The sequence below is a fragment of the Gordonia sp. NPDC057258 genome (genome assembly GCF_042668985.1).
Lineage (GTDB): Bacteria > Actinomycetota > Actinomycetes > Mycobacteriales > Mycobacteriaceae > Gordonia > Gordonia hongkongensis.
In genome coordinates this window covers 15733-38165 of record NZ_JBHUXZ010000034.1, presented here as the reverse complement: position 1 = coordinate 38165, position 22433 = coordinate 15733, and the positions used below count along the sequence as shown (strand labels likewise).

21 protein-coding genes and 1 tRNA gene are annotated in these 22433 nt (G+C 68.6%); 5 read left to right on the top strand and 17 right to left on the bottom strand.

The window, feature by feature from the left end; all coding sequences use genetic code 11:
* Position 1: 1 nt before the first annotated feature.
* The 10 genes from ACFUEJ_RS19600 to rpmE all read right to left on the bottom strand — a co-directional run bounded on the left by ACFUEJ_RS19600 (position 2) and on the right by rpmE (position 7865).
* Positions 2-490 (bottom strand): F0F1 ATP synthase subunit B, encoded by a 489-nt coding sequence (locus ACFUEJ_RS19600; RefSeq protein ID WP_055474991.1) that lies wholly within the window; start codon positions 488-490, stop codon positions 2-4.
* Positions 491-537: 47 nt separating this feature from the next.
* Positions 538-789 carry a F0F1 ATP synthase subunit C gene (locus ACFUEJ_RS19595; RefSeq protein WP_004021252.1) on the bottom strand — a complete coding sequence of 84 codons (252 nt, stop codon included), beginning with the start codon at positions 787-789 and terminating at the stop codon, positions 538-540.
* A gap of 136 nt (positions 790-925) precedes the next feature.
* Positions 926-1675, bottom strand: coding sequence for a F0F1 ATP synthase subunit A (gene atpB, locus ACFUEJ_RS19590; protein WP_055474992.1), 750 nt, complete (start codon positions 1673-1675; stop codon positions 926-928).
* On the bottom strand, positions 1672-2085 hold the full coding sequence (locus ACFUEJ_RS19585; RefSeq protein ID WP_004021250.1) for a hypothetical protein: 414 nt from the start codon (positions 2083-2085) through the stop codon (positions 1672-1674). Before ACFUEJ_RS19585 ends, atpB begins: the two co-directional genes overlap by 4 nt.
* A gap of 285 nt (positions 2086-2370) precedes the next feature.
* Complete coding sequence (locus ACFUEJ_RS19580; RefSeq protein WP_055474993.1) at positions 2371-3570, bottom strand: glycosyltransferase family 4 protein; 1200 nt, start codon at positions 3568-3570, stop codon at positions 2371-2373.
* Positions 3571-3621: 51 nt separating this feature from the next.
* Entirely contained in the window at positions 3622-4881 is a 1260-nt protein-coding gene (glyA, locus tag ACFUEJ_RS19575; RefSeq protein ID WP_084817209.1) for a serine hydroxymethyltransferase, read from the bottom strand.
* Positions 4878-5537 (bottom strand): L-threonylcarbamoyladenylate synthase, encoded by a 660-nt coding sequence (locus ACFUEJ_RS19570; RefSeq protein ID WP_055474994.1) that lies wholly within the window; start codon positions 5535-5537, stop codon positions 4878-4880. The genes glyA and ACFUEJ_RS19570 overlap by 4 nt, the downstream gene beginning before the upstream one ends.
* A 4-nt stretch (positions 5538-5541) precedes the next feature.
* On the bottom strand, positions 5542-6450 hold the full coding sequence (locus ACFUEJ_RS19565) for a HemK/PrmC family methyltransferase (protein WP_055474995.1): 909 nt from the start codon (positions 6448-6450) through the stop codon (positions 5542-5544).
* A gap of 5 nt (positions 6451-6455) precedes the next feature.
* Positions 6456-7532, bottom strand: coding sequence for a peptide chain release factor 1 (gene prfA, locus ACFUEJ_RS19560; RefSeq protein ID WP_055474996.1), 1077 nt, complete (start codon positions 7530-7532; stop codon positions 6456-6458).
* 120 nt (positions 7533-7652) lie between these two features.
* Positions 7653-7865, bottom strand: a complete 213-nt coding sequence (gene rpmE / locus ACFUEJ_RS19555; protein ID WP_010842972.1) for a 50S ribosomal protein L31 — start codon at positions 7863-7865, stop codon at positions 7653-7655.
* A 301-nt stretch (positions 7866-8166) separates the two neighbouring features.
* Between rpmE and ACFUEJ_RS19550 the strand changes: the two genes are divergently transcribed.
* Both ACFUEJ_RS19550 and ACFUEJ_RS19545 read left to right on the top strand, forming a co-directional pair.
* On the top strand, positions 8167-9375 hold the full coding sequence (locus tag ACFUEJ_RS19550; RefSeq protein ID WP_205333586.1) for a sulfite reductase subunit alpha: 1209 nt from the start codon (positions 8167-8169) through the stop codon (positions 9373-9375).
* Position 9376: 1 nt separating this feature from the next.
* Positions 9377-10309 (top strand): heme transporter, encoded by a 933-nt coding sequence (locus ACFUEJ_RS19545; protein WP_137810073.1) that lies wholly within the window; start codon positions 9377-9379, stop codon positions 10307-10309.
* Positions 10310-10680: 371 nt separating this feature from the next.
* Here the strand turns inward: ACFUEJ_RS19545 and rho are convergent, their stop codons facing one another.
* From rho to argS, 6 genes are all read right to left on the bottom strand, one after another.
* The gene (rho, locus tag ACFUEJ_RS19540; protein WP_068969914.1) at positions 10681-12768 is read right to left on the bottom strand and encodes a transcription termination factor Rho; all 2088 of its coding nucleotides are present in this window, start codon (positions 12766-12768) and stop codon (positions 10681-10683) included.
* Positions 12769-13105: 337 nt separating this feature from the next.
* Positions 13106-14077: a homoserine kinase gene (thrB, locus tag ACFUEJ_RS19535; RefSeq protein WP_068969915.1), complete on the bottom strand. Its 972-nt coding sequence runs from the start codon at positions 14075-14077 to the stop codon at positions 13106-13108.
* Positions 14058-15143 carry a threonine synthase gene (gene thrC / locus ACFUEJ_RS19530; RefSeq protein ID WP_068969916.1) on the bottom strand — a complete coding sequence of 362 codons (1086 nt, stop codon included), beginning with the start codon at positions 15141-15143 and terminating at the stop codon, positions 14058-14060. Before thrC ends, thrB begins: the two co-directional genes overlap by 20 nt.
* Positions 15136-16476: a homoserine dehydrogenase gene (locus tag ACFUEJ_RS19525; RefSeq protein ID WP_058252747.1), complete on the bottom strand. Its 1341-nt coding sequence runs from the start codon at positions 16474-16476 to the stop codon at positions 15136-15138. The genes thrC and ACFUEJ_RS19525 overlap by 8 nt, the downstream gene beginning before the upstream one ends.
* Positions 16473-17894, bottom strand: coding sequence for a diaminopimelate decarboxylase (gene lysA / locus ACFUEJ_RS19520; RefSeq protein WP_065632836.1), 1422 nt, complete (start codon positions 17892-17894; stop codon positions 16473-16475). Before lysA ends, ACFUEJ_RS19525 begins: the two co-directional genes overlap by 4 nt.
* The gene (argS, locus tag ACFUEJ_RS19515; RefSeq protein ID WP_058252745.1) at positions 17891-19543 is read right to left on the bottom strand and encodes an arginine--tRNA ligase; all 1653 of its coding nucleotides are present in this window, start codon (positions 19541-19543) and stop codon (positions 17891-17893) included. The genes lysA and argS overlap by 4 nt, the downstream gene beginning before the upstream one ends.
* Before the next feature lie 150 nt (positions 19544-19693).
* On the opposite strand from argS, the gene ACFUEJ_RS19510 reads away from it, so the two are divergent.
* The 3 genes from ACFUEJ_RS19510 to ACFUEJ_RS19500 all read left to right on the top strand — a co-directional run bounded on the left by ACFUEJ_RS19510 (position 19694) and on the right by ACFUEJ_RS19500 (position 22006).
* Positions 19694-20512 (top strand): DUF3105 domain-containing protein, encoded by an 819-nt coding sequence (locus ACFUEJ_RS19510; protein WP_065632835.1) that lies wholly within the window; start codon positions 19694-19696, stop codon positions 20510-20512.
* A 75-nt stretch (positions 20513-20587) separates the two neighbouring features.
* Positions 20588-21496 carry a DUF305 domain-containing protein gene (locus ACFUEJ_RS19505; RefSeq protein WP_388031279.1) on the top strand — a complete coding sequence of 303 codons (909 nt, stop codon included), beginning with the start codon at positions 20588-20590 and terminating at the stop codon, positions 21494-21496.
* 81 nt (positions 21497-21577) lie between these two features.
* Positions 21578-22006: a cyclopropane-fatty-acyl-phospholipid synthase family protein gene (locus ACFUEJ_RS19500; RefSeq protein WP_065632833.1), complete on the top strand. Its 429-nt coding sequence runs from the start codon at positions 21578-21580 to the stop codon at positions 22004-22006.
* Between the two features lie 318 nt (positions 22007-22324).
* Here ACFUEJ_RS19500 and ACFUEJ_RS19495 read toward each other — a convergent pair.
* A tRNA-Arg gene (locus ACFUEJ_RS19495) sits at positions 22325-22400 on the bottom strand.
* Between the last annotated feature and the right edge of the window lie 33 nt (positions 22401-22433).

Below are 22433 nucleotides of genomic sequence, written 5' to 3'. Positions count from 1 at the left end.
ATCAGTTCACCGCTCCGCTCGTCGATCGGGTATCGGAAAGAGTTGCCGAGTCGACACCGAGCACACGCGCCGCAAGCGTCTTGGCGAGTGCGTCCACATCAGCTGCAGCCGTCGAGGCGGCCTGCTCACCCTGCGTCGCCAGCTCGGAGCTGGTCGACTGCAGGGCGGCGTCGGCCTCGGCGGTCGCTCGCTGCTTCATCTCGTTCAGCTGTTCCCGCCCCTGGGCGCGAGCATCGTCGCGCTTGGCGGTGGCCTCACCGCGCGCTTCCTTGAGGAGCGAACGGAACTGGACGTCCGCATCCTCGAATTCGGCGGCGGCGGTCCGGTTGTCCTCCACGGTGCGGTGGATCATCGCGTCCCGCTCCTCGAGGACCTGCTGGATCGGCGGAACCACGAACTTGCGGATGACCAGCAGCAAAATCACGAAGATGAGCAGGACAACGAAGAACGTTCCATTCGGGAGCAGGAAGTTCTCTGCAGCAAGCGTCATTGTGGTGAGGTGTCGTTTCTACTCGGCGACAAAAGGGAGAGCGACGATCAGCCGGCGCTGATCGGGGTGGCGAACACGAAGAGCGCCATGAAGGCCAGGTTGATGAAGTAGGCCGCCTCGACCAGACCGACGGTGATGAAGAACGGGGTGAACAGGCGACCCTGTGCCTCGGGCTGGCGAGCGATACCGGCGATCAGCTGGCTACCGGCCAGACCGTTACCGATACCGGCACCGACGGCGCCACCGGCCATGATCAGGCCGCCACCGATGAGTGCGCCGAGGCCAATCATTGGATCCATTGTGATATTTCCCTTTCGTTGCTGACATCTGGTGTGTCAGGTCTGGAGTTGCGCCGACAGGTGCCGGAGCAGGTCGTCATGTTCGGTTGTGGGCGCGGCCGTGTCCGTCTCCGCGCGGTGCCCTGGTTCGGGCGGGTCAGTGATCCTCGGTCTCCATCGACTGCGAGAAGTAGAGGATCGTCAGCAGCGCGAAGATGAACGCCTGGATCAGACCGACGAAGAGCTCGAAGGACTTCCAGATCGCGTTGGGCGCCCACATGATGTACGGCGGGAAGAGTGCGATCAGGGCGACCATCATGCTGCCGGCGAAGACGTTGCCGAAGAGTCGCAGCGAGAGCGAGATCGGCTTGGTGAACTCCTCGATGACGTTGATCGGCGCGAGGAATGCGACGTGGCCCTTGATGATCCGCTTCGGGTGACCCAGCAGGCCGCGCTTCCGGAAGCCGGCGATCTGGTACCAGACGAAGACGAAGAGCGCAAGGGCGTAGGCGAAGTTCACGTCCGCGGCCGGCGGCTTGAGGATCTCGTGGTGACCGACCTGGACCGGCAGGATGGACAGCCAGTTGGAGATCAGGATGAAGGTGAAGAGCGAGACCGCGAGCGGGAGAACGTAGGGGGCGATCTTCATGCCGATGGCACTCTCGACCTGCCCACGCATCTGGATGGTGATGGCCTCCCAGAACAGCTGCACACCCGACGGCACGCCGGTCGAGGTGACCTTCGACTTCAGGTAGAACGCCAGCGCGAGCATGATCGCCGCGGCCAGCGCCGTCGCGATGATGGTCTCCAGGTTGAAGGTCAGTCCGAACAGCTCGAATTTGGTGTAATGACCCACCTGAATGGCCGGTTCGCCATCCTCTGCGGCAAGGTTGAAGGCGGTCGTCATGGTTGGCTACGAAGTCCTTTCATCACCGGAATGACCGTGTTCAGCACCAAGACCACTTGGCCGATGGCGAGTCCGAACATCGCGCCCAACCCGTCGGGTTGGACCAGGAAAGCCGCCAGCAGCGCGAGCGCCGTGATGGCACCGAGTCGCATGGCGGAGTTGAGTGCAAGGGCGGTCTTGCGCGGGTTCTCGTCGGCGACCACGACGTCGACGGCACGTCGGACGAGGATCGCGTTGACGAAGATCCCGGCGACACCGAGAAGGAAGAACACCGCGAAGAGCGGATGTCCGACGGCGAGCGAGACGGCAGCCACCACCACGATGAACCCGCCCGCGATGAGCGCGGGGCGGCGGAGTCCGGTCGGCGCCTGGGGATAGACGGGGGCCGAATCAGGGGCAGATGCGGTCATGTCCCTCCTCAGCTCTCCTACTCCATACCGATGGCACGGATCACCCGCGTACGTGCAGCAGCACATGGCCGCTGGGCGTCAGCTCGCGTTTCGTTGTGACCCTACCAACACCGTTCTTGGTGTCTCACCGGGGGGTATTGCGTCGTGTGAGACAGAACCGGGGCTTTGTGTCCGGGCCTGCGCACATGTTGACTACTACGGGCGATAGTACACGAAAATTTACGGTTTCCTTACCTTAGGCCGAGGTACCGCCATCACGGTAACCACAGGGTCGCCGGACACCGGTCAGTGGTACGCCTTCGTCGACGTTCGCAGTTCGGCGAGGCGTCGATGCAGGCGCGGCGCCATCGTCACCAGCATCGCGACGACGAGGCCCGCACCGAAGGCCGGCGCGACGACCGACAGCGGGAACAGCGTGCTGGCCGCCGCCGAGAACGCGAGAACCCCGACCCACAGATAGATGATCAGCGCGACCCGGCGCTGCGAGTGCCCGAGTTCGAGCAGCCGGTGGTGCAGGTGCATCTTGTCCGGGGTGTAGAAACCGACGCCGGCCCGGGTCCGCCGGATCACCGCCAGCAGCATGTCGAGCATCGGGATGAAGACGACGGCGGCGACCAGGATCAGCGGGGACAGCAGCGTGAAGATGTCGGCCGGTCCGTAGGCGTTCACGGCGATACGGCCCGAGGCGCTCGTGGAGGCCGCGGCGAGCAGCAGACCGATCAGCATCGCACCCGAGTCACCCATGAAGATCCGTGCGGGCGAGAAGTTGTGCGGCAGGAATCCGAGGCACGCGCCGGCCAGTGCCACCGAGATGAGGGCCGGGGGGTAGTAGCTGACGTCGCCGCCCTGGTCGCGCAGCAGACCGAGCGAGAACATGCAGATCGCCGCCGCGGCGATGAGTCCCAATCCCGCGGCCAGACCGTCGAGGCCGTCGACGAAGTTGATCGCGTTGATCGTCGCGACCGTGATCGCGACCGTGAGGAGACCGGCCTGCAGCGGGTCGAGCACCAGCGTGCCGATGTCGGCGAACGGGATGTAGAGCTGCAGCCAGCTGATGCCGAGCAGCACCAGGACGCCGGCGGCGGTGAGCTGACCGACGAATTTGGTCAGCGCGTCCAGGCCCCACCGGTCGTCGACGACGCCGACGAGGACGATCACCGTGCCGGCGGCGATCACCGCCGTCATGTCCGTGGTGTAGGCGAAACCGCGATTGAGCGCGGGGAGGTTCGCGGCGAGCGCGATCCCGGCGACCACCCCACCGAACATCCCGAGCCCGCCGAGGCGAGGTGTCGGGATCACGTGCACGTCGCGGACCCGCGGCACGGCGACCGCGCCGGCGCGGATCGCGAAGACGCGGACCGCCGAGGTCAGGAGGTAGGTCATGGCCGCGGCCGTGAGCCCCACGAGCAGGAGCTCGCGCAGAGGAACGCCCGTCCCTCCCCCGTCCGCGGCGGCGGCGAGCAACACCGGTGCGGCACCGGTCATCGCGCCACCACCGGTGTCAGACGGGCAAGGGTCTCCGACATTGCGACCACGCTACCCGTAGGCCAGTGCGGCGATCTCGCGACGGATCCGCTGGTGTGTCTCACGGTCGCGCGTCGACATCGCGGCGGCCATCGCGTCGGCGACGATCGGATGCATCGCGGCGGTCATGCCGCGCTCGGTGGCCACCGGCGTACCGATCCGGATCGCCGATCCCTCGGAGACGGGGCGGGTGTCGAACGGGAGGACCGCCTTGTCGACGACGATCCCGGCCGCGCCGAGCCGGTGCTGCGCCTCCATCCCGGAGATGCCGAAGCCGCTGACGTCGACGACCGCGAGGTGGATGTCGGTGCCGCCGGACACCACCCGGGCGCCCCGAGAGGCCAGTTCCGTGGCGAGACCGCGGGCGTTGTCCACCGCACGACGGACGTAGCCGGCGAACTCGTCGGTACCGGATTCCGCGCAGGCGACCGCCTTCGCGGCGACGGCGTGCATCGCGGGACCGCCCTGCACGAACGGGAAGACCGCCTTGCGCAGGGCCTCGCCGTGTTCGGCCCGCGCGAGGATGACCCCGCCGCGCGGACCGCGGATCACCTTGTTGGTGGACAGGGTGACGATGTCGGCGTGCGGCACCGGCGAGGGCAGCAGGCCGGCCGCGATGTGCCCGGCGAGATGTGCGGCGTCGACCCAGAGGATGCACTCGGCCTCGTCGGCGATCCGGCGCAGGGTCGGGAAGTCGAACGTCCGCGAGTAGGACGCGGCGCCGGCGACGAGGATGCGGGGGCGGTGCACCAGCGCGAGATCCCTGACCTGGTCGTAGTCGACGAGTTCGTCGTCGCGGCGGACCTCGTAGTGCAACGGCGAGAACCACCGCCCGGAGAAGTTCGCCCGAGAACCGTGCGTCTGGTGGCCGCCGTGTTCGAGGCGCAGCGCGAGCACCGGGTCTCCGGGCTGGGCGAAGGCGGCATAGACGGCGAGGTTGGCCGCACTGCCCGACAGCGGCTGGACATTGACGTACTCGGCGCCGAACAGCGCACGGGCCCGGCCGACGGCGAGCTCCTCGAGCTCGTCGGCCACGTCACAACCACCGTGGTAGCGCGCCCCGGGATACCCTTCGGCATACTTCGCGTCGAAGACCGACGCCATCGCGGCCCGCACCCCGGGCGTCGGATCGGTCTCGCTGGCGAGCAACTGCAAGGTGTCGCGGCGCCGGCCGACCTCGCGGCTCACCATGGCGTCGACCGCGGCGTCGCCGGTCGGGGCGCCACCCGCCTCGACGCCGTGTGGTCCGGACCTCGGCGCGTCGGGGCTCATCGCTCCGCGAGCAGTGCGGCCGGGTCGGTGTCGAGTACGTCGGCGACGGCGTCCGTCGAGACCGCACCCTCGCGCAGGATGCGCGGACTCGGCCCGGAGACATCGACGATCGTCGACGCCTGCGCGGCCGGCGCCGGGCCACCGTCGAGATACACGGCGATCTCGTCGCCGAGTTGTTCGCGCGCCTCGTCGGCGGTGGTCGCCGGCGGACGCCCCGAGACGTTCGCGCTCGAGACCGCCATCGGCCCCACCTCGCGCAGCACGTCGATCGCGACCGGGTGCAGCGGCATCCGGAGCATGACGGTGCCGTCGGTGTCGCCGAGGTCCCACGCCAGCGAGGGTGCTTGTCGGACAACCAGACTCAGGCCGCCCGGCCAGAAGGCCTCGATCAGGTCGCGTGCGGGCTGCGGGACGGACAGGACCAGGCCGTCGATCGAGTACCAGGAACCGACCAGGACCGGCACGGGCATGTCGCGTCCCCGGTGCTTGGCCGCGAGGAGTGCACCGACGGCGTCGGAATCGAAGGCGTCGCAACCGACTCCGTAGAGCGTGTCGGTGGGCATCACGATCAGCCGTCCGGCTTTCGCCGCCCCGACCGCCGCCCGAATCCCCGACCAGCGGTTCTGTGGATCGTTGCAGTCGAAAACAGTGCTCACGCGATCATCCTGCCATGCCGCGTCCGACGGACCCGGCCTGCCGTCGGCGCGCCGTCACGAACCTCGGCCGGCCCGTCAGATCCGTGTGCCGGGTGACTTCCTCGAAGTCGCCGTGCGCGTGCAGGCACGACACGACGGCGTCGGCGGTCGTGTCGTCGTGTTCGATCCCGACGACGCCACCCGGCGTCAGCGTGCGGGCGATGACCGGCACCATCGGCACGATGACCGACATCCCGTCCGCGCCGCCGAAGACCGCGCGAGCCGGGTCGTGGGCGACCTCGGGTCCGACCACGGCGTCGAGCGGCACGTAGGGCGGGTTCGTGACCAGGACCGACACGCTGCCGGCCGGGACGGCTCCCGCGACCTGATCCGGATCGGTGACGTCCGCGGCGACGACGTCGACCCGTGACCCGACGGCCGGTGTCGCGTCGGCGACGTTGCGACGCAACCACACCAGCGCATCCTCGTCGGCCTCGATCGCCACGACCCGGGTCGCCGGACTCATCGCGGCGATGCCGATCGCCAGTGCCCCACTGCCGCTGCAGAAATCAGCCGCGAAATGCGATCCGGGGGTGGCGCGGAGTCGGTCGACCGCCCATTCGAGGAGGTACTCGGTCTCCGGCCGGGGGATGAACACCCCGGGGCCGACGGCCAGCTCGACGGGGCCGAAGGCGGCGGTCCCGATGATGTGCTGCAAGGGAATCCGCTGCGACCGCTGGTCGATCGCCGACCGGAACGCGCGGGCCGGCGCGTCGTCGATCGTGTCCACCAGCACCAGTCGGCCCGCATCGATCCCGAGCACGTGGGCCATCAGCCATTCGGCGTCACGGCGTGCGGAGTCGATCCCGGACGCGGCGAGACGGGCGGTCGCGGCACGCAGTTCGTCCGACAACGGGGTCGGCCTGCCGGTCACGACTCCTATTCCGCTTCCATGCGGGCCTGCCGGTCCGCGGCGACGAGCGCGTCGAGCAGGTTGTCCATGTCACCGGCGAGCACCGCGTCGAGATTGTTGGCCTTGTAACCGATCCGGTGATCGGTGATGCGGTTCTCGGGGAAGTTGTAGGTCCGGATCCGCTCGGACCGGTCCACGGTGCGGATCTGGGCCGCACGACCCTGCGCGGCGGCGGCCTCCGCCTCTTCCTCGGCTGCGGACTGCAGCCGGGCGGCGAGGACCTGCATCGCGCGCGCCTTGTTCTGCAACTGCGAACGTTCGTTCTGGCATGTGACGACGATTCCGGTGGGCAGGTGGGTGATCCGGACCGCCGAATCGGTGGTGTTCACGCCTTGGCCGCCCTTGCCGGACGAGCGGTAGACGTCGATGCGCAGTTCCGATTCGTCGATCGTCACCTCGGCCACCTCTTCGGGCTCGGGGTAGATCAGCACCCCGGCCGCCGACGTGTGGATGCGGCCCTGCGACTCGGTGACCGGCACCCGCTGGACGCGGTGCACACCGCCCTCGAACTTCAGTCGCGACCAGACCCCGTCGCGCACGGCCTCTTTCGACTTGATCGAGAAGGTGGCCTCTTTGTAGCCGCCGAGATCGGACTCGGTCACGCCGAGCACCTGCGCCTTCCAGCCGTGACGCTCGCAGTACTTGAGGTACATCCGGGCCAGGTCCGCCGCGAACAGTGCCGATTCCTCGCCGCCCGCACCGGATTTGATCTCCAGGACCACGTCGTCGGCGTCGTGGGGGTCGCGCGGGGCGAGCAGGTCGGTCAACGTCGCGTCGAGTTCCTCGACGGCCTCTTCGAGAGAGGGGATCTCGGCGGCGAACGACGCGTCATCGGCGGCCAGTTCCCGTGCGGCCTCGAGATCCTCGCGTGCCGCCTTCAACCGGGTGTAGGTCGCCATGACGGGCGCGAGCTCGGCGAATCGCTTACCGACGCGACGGGCCGCGGCGGGATCGTCGTGCAGGGCGGGATCGGCCAGCTGGCGTTCGAGACCCGAGTGCTCGGCCAGGATGTCGTCGATGGCCGAGGGACTCTGCGTACTCATGAAGGCGACCTCACTTGTCGACCGGCGCACGCCGGATGATCGGCGACACCGGGAAGAACTCTGACCGGAAAACACAGCGACGCCCGTCCCGACATCGTCGGGCGGGCGTCGCAGCGTGGTCTACTTGGCGCGCTTGCCGTAGCGCTTCTCGAACCGGGCAACGCGGCCGCCGGTGTCGAGGATCTTCTGCTTGCCCGTGTAGAACGGGTGGCACTGCGAGCAGACCTCGACGTTGATCCGACCGTTGGCAGCGGTGCTGCGGGTCTCGAAGGTGTTGCCGCAGCCGCAGACGACGGTGGTCGTCGCGTACTCGGGGTGGATTCCCTGCTTCATGTCTGACTGTCCCTTTCTGAGGTCGCCGGGTCACCGTCGCTTGTCGACGGTGTGAACCGGAACCGGACTCGACCGATCAGTATGCCACGGGGGCATCACCCGGGAAAAATCCCGGTCACCGCGGTCGCAGGTGCCTCAACGGCAGGCCGCTCGGATCCATTCCCGGCACGGCCACCCGCACTCCACTGCACGTGACGCAGATCGCGATCCTCGTAAGGGTTGCCTAAGTGTAGTACCGTGGCGTCGCCCGCCCTGTCGGCGGCACACGCTCCCCCGCACCCCGTCCCCGAAGGAATCCTCGATGTACGACGCCGCCTCCACCGGCAGCAGCCTCGCAGTCGACACCGCACGGACCTCCCCCGCCCGTCGTACCGGCAAGACGGCCCGATCGCCGTGGAACCGGCGCAATCCCTACCCGGCGACGGTCGTGCGGAACGAACTCCTCTCCGGTCCCGGATCGGCCAAGGAGGTCCGGCATCTCGAACTCGATCTCGGCGACAGCGGCATCACCTACGAGCCCGGCGACGGCATCGGCATCGCTCCGACGAACGATCCCGCGCTGGTCGATCTCCTGCTCGCCCGGCTGCGCGCGGTGGGCGACGAGATCATCGCCGACCGCAAGGCGACCTACACCCTGCGCGAGGCACTGACCAGCAGGTACGAGATCGGCGCGCCGTCGAAGTACCTCGTCCGGGCCGTCGCCGAACGCACCGGACACCCCGAACTCGCCCGACTTCTCGACGCCGGTGACCCGCAGGCACTCGACGCGTGGCTCCACGGACTCGACGTCCTCGATCTCCTGGATCTGGACCCGACCTTCACCCCGACTCCCGAGGAACTGCTCGAGGAGTTGAGTCCCCTCGCGCACCGCGAGTACTCGATCTCGTCGAGCCCGCGGGTCCACGGCGACACCGTCCACATCACGATGGCCACGGTGCGCTACCGCGTCGCCGACCGGGATCGCGGAGGTGTGTGCTCGACCCACCTGGCCAACCGCTGCGCGCCCGGCGACACCGTGCCCGTCTTCATCTCCCCCAACAAGAAGTTCCGGCTGCCCGCCGACGACGTCTCGGCCATCATGATCGGCCCGGGCACCGGCATCGCCCCGTTCCGCGGTTTCCTGCATGAGCGGGCCGCGGCCGGCGCACCCGGCGGCAACTGGCTGTTCTTCGGTGACCAGCATCGCGGCCACGACTACCTCTATGCCGAGGAGCTCGACCGGTTCGTCACCGACGGGCTTCTCGACCGGCTCGACCTCGCCTTCTCCCGCGATCAGGAACACAAGATCTACGTCCAGGACCGGATGTGCGAACACGGCGGTGAGCTGTTCGCGTGGCTCGAGGCCGGCGCGCATCTGTACGTGTGCGGCGACGCCACGACGATGGCCGACGACGTCGACGCGGCGCTGCACGAGATCGTCGCCGAACACGGTGGTCTCGAGCCCGACCAGGCCGCGGCGTACGTCGATCGCCTGCGCGCGGAGAATCGCTACTCACGCGACGTCTACTGAGATGACCCACTCCGCCGGGGACCATCCGCACGCCCGCAGCGATCTCGAGATCCTGCTGCGGACAGCCGGATTCGCGGACTCCTCGGTGAATCACGACGTCCCCGCGGTCGCCGCGCGCCTGCCCGGCCTGGCCCAGGTCGTCGGCGTCACCGTTGCCGGTCCGGTGATCATGAACGCGGTCGGAGTCCATGACCTCCCGACGACCGTGGGCGGTCCGCTTCGTGTCGACTCGCAGCAGATCGCACTGCGGCTCAACCCCTCTCGCTTGTCGTCGGCGTTGCTCAGCGATCCCGCCGCCCACGTTCCGCCGACCCTGCGACTGTTCGACCACCGCGGCAACACCGCTCACGCCACCTACCTGACGGAGAACTCCGACCGGCTGGCGTTCGAGGCGATGACCTGCACCGGCGCGGCCGCGGTCCTTGATGGGCCCTTCGTGGATTCGCCTGCGCCACAGTGCGTGGACCCGTCCGCCTCGATCGACGACGATCAGGTCGCACAATTCGACGCGGTACTCACCGACGGAGGTGTCGCCCGCCTGGCGGCCCTCCCCCATCTCGACTGCGCGCGTACCGTCCGCGTCGAGACACGTACGGTGATCGCCGCACTCGAGCACGCAGCGGGACTGGGGATGACCGTGACCTTCGCGACGGCGGCGCCGGGATGCATCCAGATGCGCCAGGACCGTCTCGACGGAGCCCGCGAGCATCGGGGCCAGATGGTGCTGGCATCCGGCAGCGCCCGCGTGATGATCAACTTCGACCTCGTCGGCGAATGCTGGGTGACGTGGCCCCGCGGGGTGTGGGACCGCACGGGATCACTCGAGATCTACAGCCGCGGAGGCGAGTGCGCGCTGATCGTCACCCAGACCGGGGCCGTCGCACCGCCGAGTGCGCAGGCGTGGCAACACCTGGCGGCCGACCTCGCCGGCTGAGAGGACACCGCGCGAGTCGCGCAACCCCGTCCGTCTCCCACCGCTCCCCAATCCGAGAGAAGCGAACCCCCATCGCTCGCTGATCCGAAGAGACTACAAAACCCCTGCTCCCTGAGGTGCGAGGAGCGCAAGCCGCCGGGCCGAGCAAGCGACGAAGGAGCGCGTCGAGGTCGACGAGTCACGAAGGGCTGGCGAGACACGTTGCTACACCCTTCGTGGCTCGCTTCGCTCGCACCTCAGGGAGGATGAGGTTCAGATGCTCGAGTGTTGTGTCGTAGTCCACGACGGCCGCCAGGCCGCAGTTCCCGAGGAGCGAAAACGACGAGCCACGAAGGTCCGGTGACCTTCGTGGCTCGTCGCAGTCGCAGAACTCAGTCGTCGTTGTTCCCGCCCGGTGCGGTCTTCTGCACCGTCATCAGGAACTCGATGTTCGTCTTGGTCTTCTTCAGCTGACTGATCAGCAGGTCGATGGCCTGCTGCGAGTCGAGACCCGAGAGCACGCGACGCAGCTTGTGCACGATGGAGAATTCCTCCGGCGACAGCAGCAGCTCGTCCTTACGAGTACTCGACAGGTTGACGTCCACCGCCGGGAACACCCGGCGCTCGGAGATCTTGCGGTCGAGCTTGAGCTCGGCGTTGCCGGTGCCCTTGAACTCCTCGAAGATCACCGTGTCGCCGGTGGAGCCGGTCTCGACGAGCGCCGAGGCGATGATCGTCAGCGACCCGCCGTTCTCGATGTTGCGCGCCGCGCCGAGGAACCGCTTCGGCGGGTACAGCGCGGTCGAATCGACACCACCGGACAGGATCCGACCCGACGCGGGCGACGCGTTGTTGTACGCACGACCCAGACGGGTGATCGAGTCCAGCAGCACCACAACGTCTTTCCCGCTCTCGACGAGTCGCTTGGCGCGCTCGATCGCGAGCTCCGACACCGAGGTGTGGTCTGACGGCGGCCGATCGAAGGTCGAGGCGATGACCTCACCCCGCACCGAACGCTGCATGTCCGTGACCTCCTCGGGACGCTCGTCGACGAGGACGACCATGAGGTGGCATTCGGGATTGTTGGTCGCGATCGCGTTGGCGATGTCCTGCAGGATCGTCGTCTTACCGGCCTTCGGCGGCGACACGATCAGGGCCCGCTGCCCCTTGCCGATCGGCATGATCAGATCGATCACACGGGTGTCGAGTCGTTCGGGGGTGGTCTCCAGCCGCAGGCGCTGGTTCGGGTACAGCGGCGTGAGCTTGTTGAACTCGGGGCGACGCTTGGCCGTCTCGACGTCTCCGCCGTTGACGGTGTCCAGCCGCACCAGCGGGTTGAACTTCTGGCGCTGGTTCTGTTGGTCGCCCTCACGCGGCACCTTGACCGCACCGGTGATCGCGTCGCCGCGTCGAAGTCCGTTCTTGCGGACCAGGTTCATCGAGACGTAGACGTCGTTCGGACCGGCGAGGTACCCCGAGGTGCGCACGAAGGCGTAGTTGTCGAGCACGTCGAGGATGCCGGCGACGGGCTGCAACACGTCATCGTCGGACACCTGCGGCTCGTTCGGGGTGTCGCGATTCTGGCCGCGACGACGCTCACGGAACCGGCGACCCCGACGGCGACCGCCGCCCTCGCCGTCGTCGTCCTGACCCCCGTCACGATTCTGATTTCCGTCGCGGTTCTGGTTGCCGTCGCGGTTCTGGTTGCCGTCGCGGTTCTGCTTGTCGCGATTCTGGCCCCCGTCGCGGTTCTGGCCCCCGTCGCGATTCTGGTTGTCGCGGTTCTGGTTGCGGTTGCGCCGAGTGCGCTGGTCGTTGCCGTCGGAGTCACCCGCGGCCTCGCCCGAGCCGTCACGGCCGCGGCGTCGCTCGCGTCCCGCACCGGTCTCCGACGAGTCGGTCTCGGAAGCGCTGCCGCCCTTGGGTGCATCCCCGGCCTGGGCCTCGGACTTCGCCGCGTCGGCGCCGTTCCGCGAGCCGTCGGCCTGGGTGGCAGCCGGGTTGTTCGTTGTTCCCGAAGCGTCGGCGTTCGCGGTCTCGGTGGACGACGCCTCGGCCGGTGCGTCCGCGGCAGCGGCCTTGCGGCCGGCGCCGCGCTGGGTGCGCGCGCCGCTCCGGGGGGCGTCGTTCTTCTCGGTCGTGTCCGCCCCGGTCGCGGCCGGGGAGTCGCCGATGGTCAGCTGGTCGTCGTTCGTCGCCGGCTTCGACGTGCCGGCCTTCGACCGGGCGGGAGCGCTCTTCGCGGCCGGGGCGTCGCCACCCGCTTGGCGCTCCTTGATCGCGGCGATCAGATCGCCCTTGCGCATCCCGGAGGTGCCCTTGATGCCGAGTTCACCGGCGACCGTCCGCAGTTCGCTGAGCACCATGCCGGACAGGCCGGTTCGTGCACGTGTCTTGGTGGCCGGTCGTCCCGAGTCGGGGCCGGCCGAACCCGCGGATTCCTGCTCGGCAGGTGCGGTGATCAGGTCCGTATCGGTCACGGAAGTCCTTTCGTTCCTCCCGCAGACGAGAACTGCGTGAGGTCTACGTTTCCCTGCTTCTGTGCGCTAGGGAGTCCGTCCGCGGTGGACGGTGAGAATGTGTGGTCCGCTGCGAGCGTGCCCGGAAACACCTGCGCTTCGGCACCGTCGACAGAGATCCATGACCCCGGCCCGGATACACAGCCGGTCATCTCCGATCGGTGAAGGATGAGAAGCGGCAGGACAAGCCTGCGCGGCTAGACCAGAATATGGTAACCCCGTTCGCATGATAGGGGCAACACGCCGGAAGCGCCAAATGAATGCGCTTTCACTCCGGCGGTCGTGCGGACGACGCCGATCAGCCGACGGTGATCTCGACGCCGCCGGCGACGGCGACCGACCGGGCGTCGAACCCGAGGCCCTGCGCCAGCTGACGGATCTCGGCGGGCACCGGCGCCGTACCGAGCACCAGGACGGTCGGTCCCGCTCCGGACACCGTCGCAGCATGTCCCCGAGCACGCAGCGCGCTGACCAGATCGTGCGTCGGCGCCATCGCCGACGCCCGGTACGGCTGGTGCAACCGATCCTGGGACGCGGCCATGAGGTTGCGCGGATCGGTGGTCAGCGCGACGACGGCGAGGGCCGACCGGCTCAGGTTGAACACGGCGTCGGCGCGCGGGACCGAATCCGGGAGCAGCCCGCGGGTGAACGACGTCGACGACTCGGTGTCGGGCACGAAGACCGTTGCGTAGATGTCGGGGTGCACCGGGAGACGGTGCGCGTGATACGAGGCGACGCCGTCAGCTGATTCGGTCCACGTGACGACCGCCGAGCCGAGCACGCTCGCGGCCGCGTTGTCGGGGTGACCCTCGAATTCGCTGGACAGTTGTACCAGTTCGTCGGCCGAGAGCCCCGGACCGAGGCCGGCGGCCGAGATCAGGCCCGACGCGGCGGCGAGACCCGACACCGCGGCGGCGGCGGACGAACCCAGACCCCGGGAATGCGGGATCCGGTTGACGCAGCGCAATGTCAGACCGGGGGCCCGCAGCCCGGCGTGTGCCAGTCCGTGCGTGAGCGCCCGCACCACGAGGTGCGAGTCGTCGCGGGGCACGGCGTCGGCGCCCTCACCCTCGACCTCGAGGGTGACGCCATCCGGGACCGTCTCGACGATCACCTCGTCGTAGATTCCGAGAGCTATTCCGAGACAGTCGAATCCGGGCCCCAGGTTGGCACTGGAGGCGGGCACGCGGACCCTCGTCGAGAGCCCTACCGGCACCGTTCCCGCAGCAGCCGCCGCGGACCCGGCCCCGTCAGCCGACACCGAGAGCATTCGCGACCGCCACCGGGTCCACCGGAATGGCCTCGACCGCCGGGATGCCCGCCAGCGCGGTGTCGGGGTCCTTCAGACCGTTGCCGGTGACCGTGCACACCACGGTCGAGCCCCGCTCGATCCAGCCGTCGGCACTCGCGGCGAGCAGGCCCGCGACGCTGGCCGCCGACGCCGGCTCGACGAACACGCCCTCCTTGCCGGCGACGAGTCGGTAGGCCTCGAGCAGCTTCTCGTCGGTGGCCGCCAGGAACTGCCCGGTCGACTCGTCCTTCGCGGCGACGGCCTGGTTCCAGCTGGCCGGGGAACCGATGCGGATGGCGGTGGCGACGGTCTCCGGGTCCTTCACCGGCGCGCCGTTCACCAGCGGCGCGGCGCCCGCGGCCTGGACACCGAGCATGCGCGGCACCGACGACGAGACGCCGTCGGCGTGATACTCCTTGTAGCCCTTCCAGTACGCGGTGATGTTGCCCGCGTTGCCGACCGGCAGAGCGTGGACGTCGGGGGCACGGCCCAGCACGTCGACGATCTCGAAGGCGGCGGTCTTCTGACCCTCGATCCGCGCCGGGTTGACCGAGTTCACGAGTTCGATCTCGGTGAACTCGGCGGTCGCCTTGCGCGCGAGTTCGAGACAGTCGTCGAAGTTGCCCTCGACCTGGATGATCTTGGCGCCGTGCATGACCGCCTGCGCGAGCTTGCCCATCGCGATCTTGCCCTGCGGGATCAGGACCGCGCAGGTGATCCCGGCCCGGGTGGCGTATGCGGCGGCTGATGCCGAGGTGTTGCCCGTGGATGCGCACAGGACCGCGGTCTTGCCGTTGTTGACCGCGTTGCTGACGGCCATCGTCATGCCGCGGTCCTTGAACGAACCGGTGGGGTTGAGGCCCTCCACCTTGAGGTAGACCTCGCAGCCGGTCAGCGACGACAGATGCGGCGCACTGATCAGCGGGGTGCCACCCTCGAGCAGCGTGACGACCTTCCAGTCGTCGGCGACGGGCAACCGCGACCGGTAGGCCTCGATGAGGCCCGGCCACGCGCGGTGCACAGGCGTAGAAGTCGCTTCAGTCATCGGTACCTTCCAATCGCAAAACACTCGACACCTTGATGACGGCGTCCATGTCTTCGAGCGCCGCAACACAATCCGATTGAGCTCGGTCGGGGGCGCGGTGGGTGACCAGGATCAGGCGGGCGTCGTCGCCCGCGCCCTCCTGGCGCACCGCGGCGATGCTGACCGACCGCTTCGAGAACTCCCCCGCGACCTGCGCCAGCACGCCGGGCTTGTCGGCCACCCGCATCGAGACGTAATACCGCGTGAACACGTCGTCGATCGGGGCGACGGGCAGGGAGGCGTAGGTCGACTCGAGCGGTCCGCGCCCGCCGTGCACGCGGTTGCGGGCGGCCATGACCATGTCGCCGAGAACCGCGGATGCCGTCGGTGATCCCCCGGCACCCTGCCCGTAGAACATCAGCCGCCCGGCGTTCTCGGCTTCCACGACGACGGCGTTGAACGCGCCGTTCACGGTCGCCAGCGGGTGGGTCAGCGGAATCAGCGCGGGGTACACGCGCGCCGAGATCCGTTGCGCGCCATTGGCGTCGCGGACGCGCTCGCAGATCGAGAGCAGTTTGATCGTGCAGTCGAACTTCTTGGCCGCGACCAGGTCCGCGGACGTGACCGAGGAGATGCCCTCGCGGTGCACATCGGCCGCCGTGACCCGCGTGTGGAAGGCGATCGAGGCGAGGATCGCCGCCTTGGCCGCGGCGTCGTAGCCCTCGACGTCGGCCGTCGGATCGGCTTCGGCATATCCGAGGCGGCCGGCCTCGGCGAGGGTGTCGGCGTAGTCGGCGCCCGTCTCGTCCATCGCGGAGAGGATGAAGTTGGTGGTGCCGTTGACGATGCCGTTGACCCGCTCGACGGTGTCGCCGGCCAGCGACTGCATCAGCGGACGGATGACCGGGATGGCGCCGGCGACCGCGGCCTCGAAGTAGAGGTCCACCTTGGCATCTGCCGCGGCGGTCGCGAGTTCGCCGGTGTATTCGGCGAGGAGCGCCTTGTTCGCCGTCACCACCGACTTGCCGCTCTCGAGCGCCGACCGGATCAGACCGCGGGCCGGGTCGATGCCGCCCATCAACTCGACGACGATGTCGACGTCGTCGCGCGCGACGAGTGCCGCCGGGTCGTCGGTCAGGAGATCCTGCGCGATCTTGCGGGGACGGCCGAGATCCCGCACCGCGACGCCGCGGATCTCCACGGGAGCCCCGACGCGCGCCCGGAGGTCGTCGGCGTTGTCGGTGATGATGCGCACCACCTCGGCACCGACATTGCCCATGCCGAGCACCGCGACACCGATGGTGCGCGAGTCCGCATCGGTTGCGCCACTTGTGTTCTGCACGGATTCGGTCACAGGCCCACCTCCAGGCTGAGGAAGTCGTCGATGGTCTCCCGGCGCAGCAGTAGCCGGGCGTTCCCGTCGGCCACCGCCACCACGGGCGGTCTCATGGTCATGTTGTATCGGCTCGACATCGAGTAGCAGTAGGCACCGGTCGCCGCCACCGCGATCAGGTCGCCGGGGCCGAGATCCTCCGGCAGCCAACAGTCCTTGATCACGATGTCGCCGCTCTCGCAATGCTTTCCCACGACCCGGCACACCACCGCACGGGCCTCCGACACCCGGGACACGAGCCGCACGTCGTATTCGGCGTCGTAGAGAACGGTGCGGATGTTGTCGCTCATGCCGCCGTCGACGGAGACGTAGCGTCGTACGGCGCCGCCGCCCAGTGCGACGTCCTTCACGGTGCCGACGCGATACAGCGTGATCGTGCCGGGACCGGCGATGGCGCGGCCCGGTTCGACGGCGATGGTCGGCATGGGCAGCCCGAGTGCTGCCGACTCCCGCTCGACGATCGCCGCGAGCGTCTCCGCCACCTTCTGCACCGGCAGCGGACGCTCGTCGGGGAGGTACGAGATCCCCAGTCCGCCACCGAGATCGACGACCGACATCTGCGCGGTCTTCTCGACACCGAACTCGCCGACGACGTCGCGGAGCAGTCCGAGCACCCGGTGGGCGGCCAGCTCGAATCCGTCCATGTCGAAGATCTGCGACCCGATGTGGCTGTGCAGACCCACGAGCCTGAGGTTGTCGGTCGCGAAGACCCGCCGGATGGCTTCCATCGCGATCCCACCGGCGAGCGAGAATCCGAACTTCTGGTCCTCGTGTGCGGTCGAGATGAACTCGTGGGTGTGCGCTTCGACACCGACGGTCACGCGCACCAGCACGTCGGCGACGACACCGCGTTCGCCGGCGATCACGTCGAGCCGATCGATCTCGATCATCGAGTCGAGGACGACGTGCCCGATCCCGGCGTCGACCGCAGCGCGCAGCTCGTCGACGCTCTTGTTGTTGCCGTGCAATGCGATTCGCTCCGGCGGGAAACCGGCGCGCAGTGCGATGGCGAGTTCACCACCGCTGCAGACGTCCAGGGACAGCCCCTCGTCGTCGACCCAGCGCGCGATCTCGGTACTCAGGAACGCCTTCGACGCGTAGTGCACTCGCCCGTACGGGCCGAACGCCGCCATCATGTCCCGGCAGCGCGACCGGAAGTCGGCCTCGTCCACGACGAACGCCGGCGTCCCGAACTCTTCGGCGAGCTGACTCACCGGCACGCCGGCCAACCGTAGCTCGCCCGATTCGTCGCGGGATGCGTTGCGCGGCCACACCTGTGCGGGGATGGCGGCGAGCACCGCCGGGTCGTTCGGACGCTCGGCGAGATGGGGTGCGGCCAGCAGTTCGGCGTGCCGGGGGCCGGCGGGGTGTGCGTTCACATCTGCTCCGGCGCGGTGACGCCGACGAGCCCCAGGCCGTTGGCCAAGACCTGACGGGTGGCCTCGCACAGGGCGAGCCGGGCCCGGTGGATGTCCGCCGGTTTCTCGTCACCCTGCGGCAGGACACGGCACTTGGCATAGAACCGGTGGTAGGTGCCGGCGAGGACCTCGAGGTAGCGACAGACCCGGTGCGGTTCGCGCAACGTGGCGGCGGTCGCGACGACATCGTCGAAATCGCCGATGGTGCGGATCAATTCGCCCTCGGCGGGATCGTCGAGCAGGTCGAGATGGTCCAGCGACGACACGACCCCGAGGTCAGCGGCGTTGCGGGCCAGTGCGGACATCCGCGCGTGGGCGTACTGCACGTAGTACACCGGGTTGTCGTTGGACTGTTTGGTGAGCAGGTCGAGATCGATGTCGATGTTGACGTCGACCGACGAGCGGATCAGCGAATAGCGCGCGCCGTCGACGCCGACCGCGTCGACGAGGTCGTCGAGCGTGATGACCGTGCCGGCACGCTTGCTCATACGGACCGGCGTGCCGTCGCGCACGAGGTTGACCATCTGGCCGATCAGCACCTCGACGGTGGCCGGGTCGTCGCCGAGCGCCGCCGCCGCGGCCTTGAGCCGGCTGATGTACCCGTGGTGATCGGCGCCGAGCATGTAGATGCAGAGGTTGAAGCCGCGGTTGCGCTTGTCACGGTAGTAGGCGATGTCGCCCGCGATGTAGGCGGCGTTGCCGTCGCTCTTGAGGACCACACGGTCCTTGTCGTCACCGAACTCGGTGGACCGCAGCCACCACGCGCCGTCCTTCTCGTACAGGTTGCCATTGGCCTTGAGCTCGCCGATGCACTCGTCGACGAGGCCGGTGGCGAACATCTTGTCCTCATGGGTGAAGACGTCGAAGTCGGTGCCGAAGTCGTGGAGGCTCTGCTTGATGTGGGTGAACATCAGGTCCACCCCGACCGAACGGAACGTCTCGAGGCGGTCGGCGTCGGGCTGCGACAGCACCTCGGGGACCGTCTCGACGACCTTCGCGGCGATGTCGGCGATGTAATCGCCCGCGTAGCCGTCCTCCGGGGTCGGGTTGCCCAGTGCCGCGGCCTCCAGCGACCGGGCGAACCGGTCGATCTGGGCACCGTGGTCGTTGAAGTAGTACTCACGCGTGACCGCACCACCGCGAGCGGCCAGCACGCGGCCTAAAGCATCGCCGACGGCCGCCCAGCGGGTACCGCCCAGGTGGATCGGCCCGGTCGGATTGGCCGACACGAATTCGAGGTTGATGACCGAACCGGCGAGTTCGTTTCCGCGGCCGTAGTCCGCACCCCGGGCCAGCACCGCCGCGACGACGGTGTTCTGCGCGGCGGCCCCGAGCCAGAGGTTCACGAACCCGGGACCGGCGATCTCGGCCTTCGCGACACCCTCGGCCGCGGCGAACGCCTCCGCGAGCCAGCCGGCGAGTTCCCGCGGGTTCACGCCGAGCCGCTTGCCCATCTGCAGGGCGACGTTGGTGGAATAGTCGCCGTGGTCAGCGTGACGGGGGCGCTCGACGACGATGGAGTCGGGCACCAGGTTCTCGTCCAGTCCGCGGTCGCGGACCACGGTCAGGGTCACGTCGCGCAGCAGCGCGGCCAGGTCGGCGGGAGTCACAGGACACCATCCTATTGGCCGCGGCCACTACACCGACAATCGCACCCTGCTCCACCCATCGGGCCCACCAGTACACTCGTGTGCGCCGAGCGCGGGCCGGGTCTCCCGCAGGTCCGCTCGGCCCCCGCAGTCGGATGAGGAAAGAAGTCAATGGCGCGCAAACCAGGGGCCAACGTCCCCAAGTCCCGCAAGCGAGCAGGATCCGTTCCCTCGGCGACGGGACGTCAGGTCGACTGGATGCTGATCGGCGCCGTCGTGGTGGTCATCGGCCTCATCGCCGGACTCGCGATCTACCTCGTCCCCAAGTTCAACGAGCGGCGCGCCGAACAGAAGGACGACTTCGCCGTGGAAACGGTGTCCGAGTTCGTGCCCTCACCGCAGAATCCCGATCCGTCGGCGAACATCCCGGGTGTGACGAAGCGCTACTACGAGGCCGCGCGGCACGTCACCGCGACCCAGCGTGTCGCCTACGACCAGTCGCCTCCGTTCGGCGGGCCGCACGACGAGATCTGGGCGACCTGTACCGGCGTCGTGTACCCGAACCCGCTGCGGTCGGAGAACGCCGTCCACGCCCTCGAACACGGCGCGGTCTGGATCACCTACAACCCGGACACCGTCTCACCGGAGGACCTCGACTACCTCAAGCAGCTTGTCCGCGGTGAGCAGTACCTGTTCCTCTCGCCCTACCCCGGACTAGACCAGCCGGTGTCGCTGCAGAGCTGGGGACACCAGCTCAAGCTCGAATCCGCCCGCGATCCGCGCGTCAACCAGTTCATCACCGCGCTGCGCCGCAACATGATGCCCGGGGTCTACCCGGAGAACCCGCAGACCGCCGCCTACCCCGAGACCCAGGCCACCTGTACCGCCATCCCCGGGTTCGATCCGTCGAACCCCCCGCCGGCCGACGAGGGTGAGCCCGGCCCCGACGCCGTCCCGATGGATGGCGGCAACCAGCAGCCCGCGGGCTGACGCGGGTTCCCAGCGAGCAGCAGACCAGGTAACGGACCGGGCCGCACGCCCCGACGAGATCGGCGAGGACCAGCGATGACCGACAACAGCGACCAGCCCGAATCGCGGGACGGGACAACGACTCCCGAGGGTCCGGACGACACCGCCGAGCCGTCGTCGCGCCCACGGATCCTGCTCGCCCTGGGCGGCGCCGCCCTCCTACTGTTCGGTCTCGGCCTGGGACTGCTGATCCAGGCGAGCCTCGCCGACGACTCCACCGGCGACGATTCCCCGGCTGCGAACTCGGCGGCCGTCGGCTTCGCGCAGGACATGACCCGCCACCATGAGCAGGGTGTGGAACTGGCCGCCATCGAACTCGAACACGGCACCGACCCCGAGGTGCGGAGCATGGCGTTCGACATCCTCACCGCCCAGAGCAATGAGATCGGCCAGATGCAGTCGTGGCTGACGCGATGGGGTCAGCCCGTCACCAACCCCGGCGCGACCATGGCGTGGATGGGCCACGGCGGTTCCGAGACCGACGGACACGACCACTCCGATCCCGCGGATCACTCCGCCGGCGGTCACGATCACGGCCACGGTGGTGACGGTGGTTCAGACCACGGGGACATGGACCACGGGGACATGGACCACGGAGACATGGACCACGGGGACATGTCGGCACCCTCCTCCGGCGCACCAGCGGCGGGTGCCGCGGACTCCGACGCCGAACAGCCGCCGATGCCCGGGATGGCGACGTCGGCGGAGATGCAACAGTTCCGCGCGATGCGGGGTCCCGAGGTCGACATCCGGTTCCTCCAGCTGATGCTGCGTCACCACGAGGGCGGTCTGCACATGATGGAATACGCCGCCGACCCGGCCAACGTCGAGCAGGCTTACGTCCGCGACCTGGCGTCGAGCATGAAACGGACCCAGGACAAGGAGATCGCCATCATCACCCAGATGCTGGCCCTGCGTGGCGCACAACCACTTCCGCTGAACTGAGCGCCCCCCACGGCGGGCACGCCGGTGAGGTGAGCAAGTTCGGTCGGGCCACGCGGCTCTCCAAACGGCGATGATGGCGGCATGCTCTCACCACGCCTCGCTGCCGCGGTCGACGCGTTGCCACTGGCCCCTGGTCTGCGAGTCCTCGAGATCGGCTGCGGGCCCGGGCCGGCAGCACGCGAGGTGGCGCGCCGGGTGGGACCCGACGGCTTCGTACTCGGCATCGATCGGTCGCCTCAAGCCGTGAACGCCGCCCGCCGGGCCGCGATCGCCGGCGGCTTCGGTCCGGACCGACTCGACTTCGACTGCAGCGCCATCGAGGACTTCGACCTCGGCGCGCGCATCCCGTTCGACGTGGCGTTCGCACTGCGCGTCGGCGCACTAGACGGGCGACACCCCGATCTCTACGACGCGGCCGTGGGGGCCGTGGCCCGGGCGCTGCGTCCGGGCGGAGTGCTGCTTGTCGACGGCGGTGATCCGTTGCGGCGCATCGAGTTGCCGGCGAGTTGAGGCAGATCAGCACCGCGTGCGCGTGGAACTGTGGCGATCACGCCGGGGCTGTGGCACGCTGCTGCCCAGCGCCGCGTGCCGGTGGCGGACCGCATCAGGCATGGAGGCGCCGGGAGAGCCGTACGTGTGAGGGAACATCCTCCGGGCTGCTCGGTTCAGCAATAGGTATCGGTATCCGATACCTATTGCTGAACGCGGCAGAAGCCGCCTGACAATGGCACATACCCCGCCAAGCCCACCTGTTCAGCGCGGAGGCCAGGGATTATGGGATCGGGCCCGGAGACTCCCGGGAAGAACGGCTACGCCGGTCAGTGCTACTGGTGCCCCCGATAGGATTCGAACCTATGGCCTTCTGCTCCGGAGGCAGACGCTCTATCCCCTGAGCTACGGGGGCTCATCGGGCGGGACTCAGCCTAGCGCACCGATC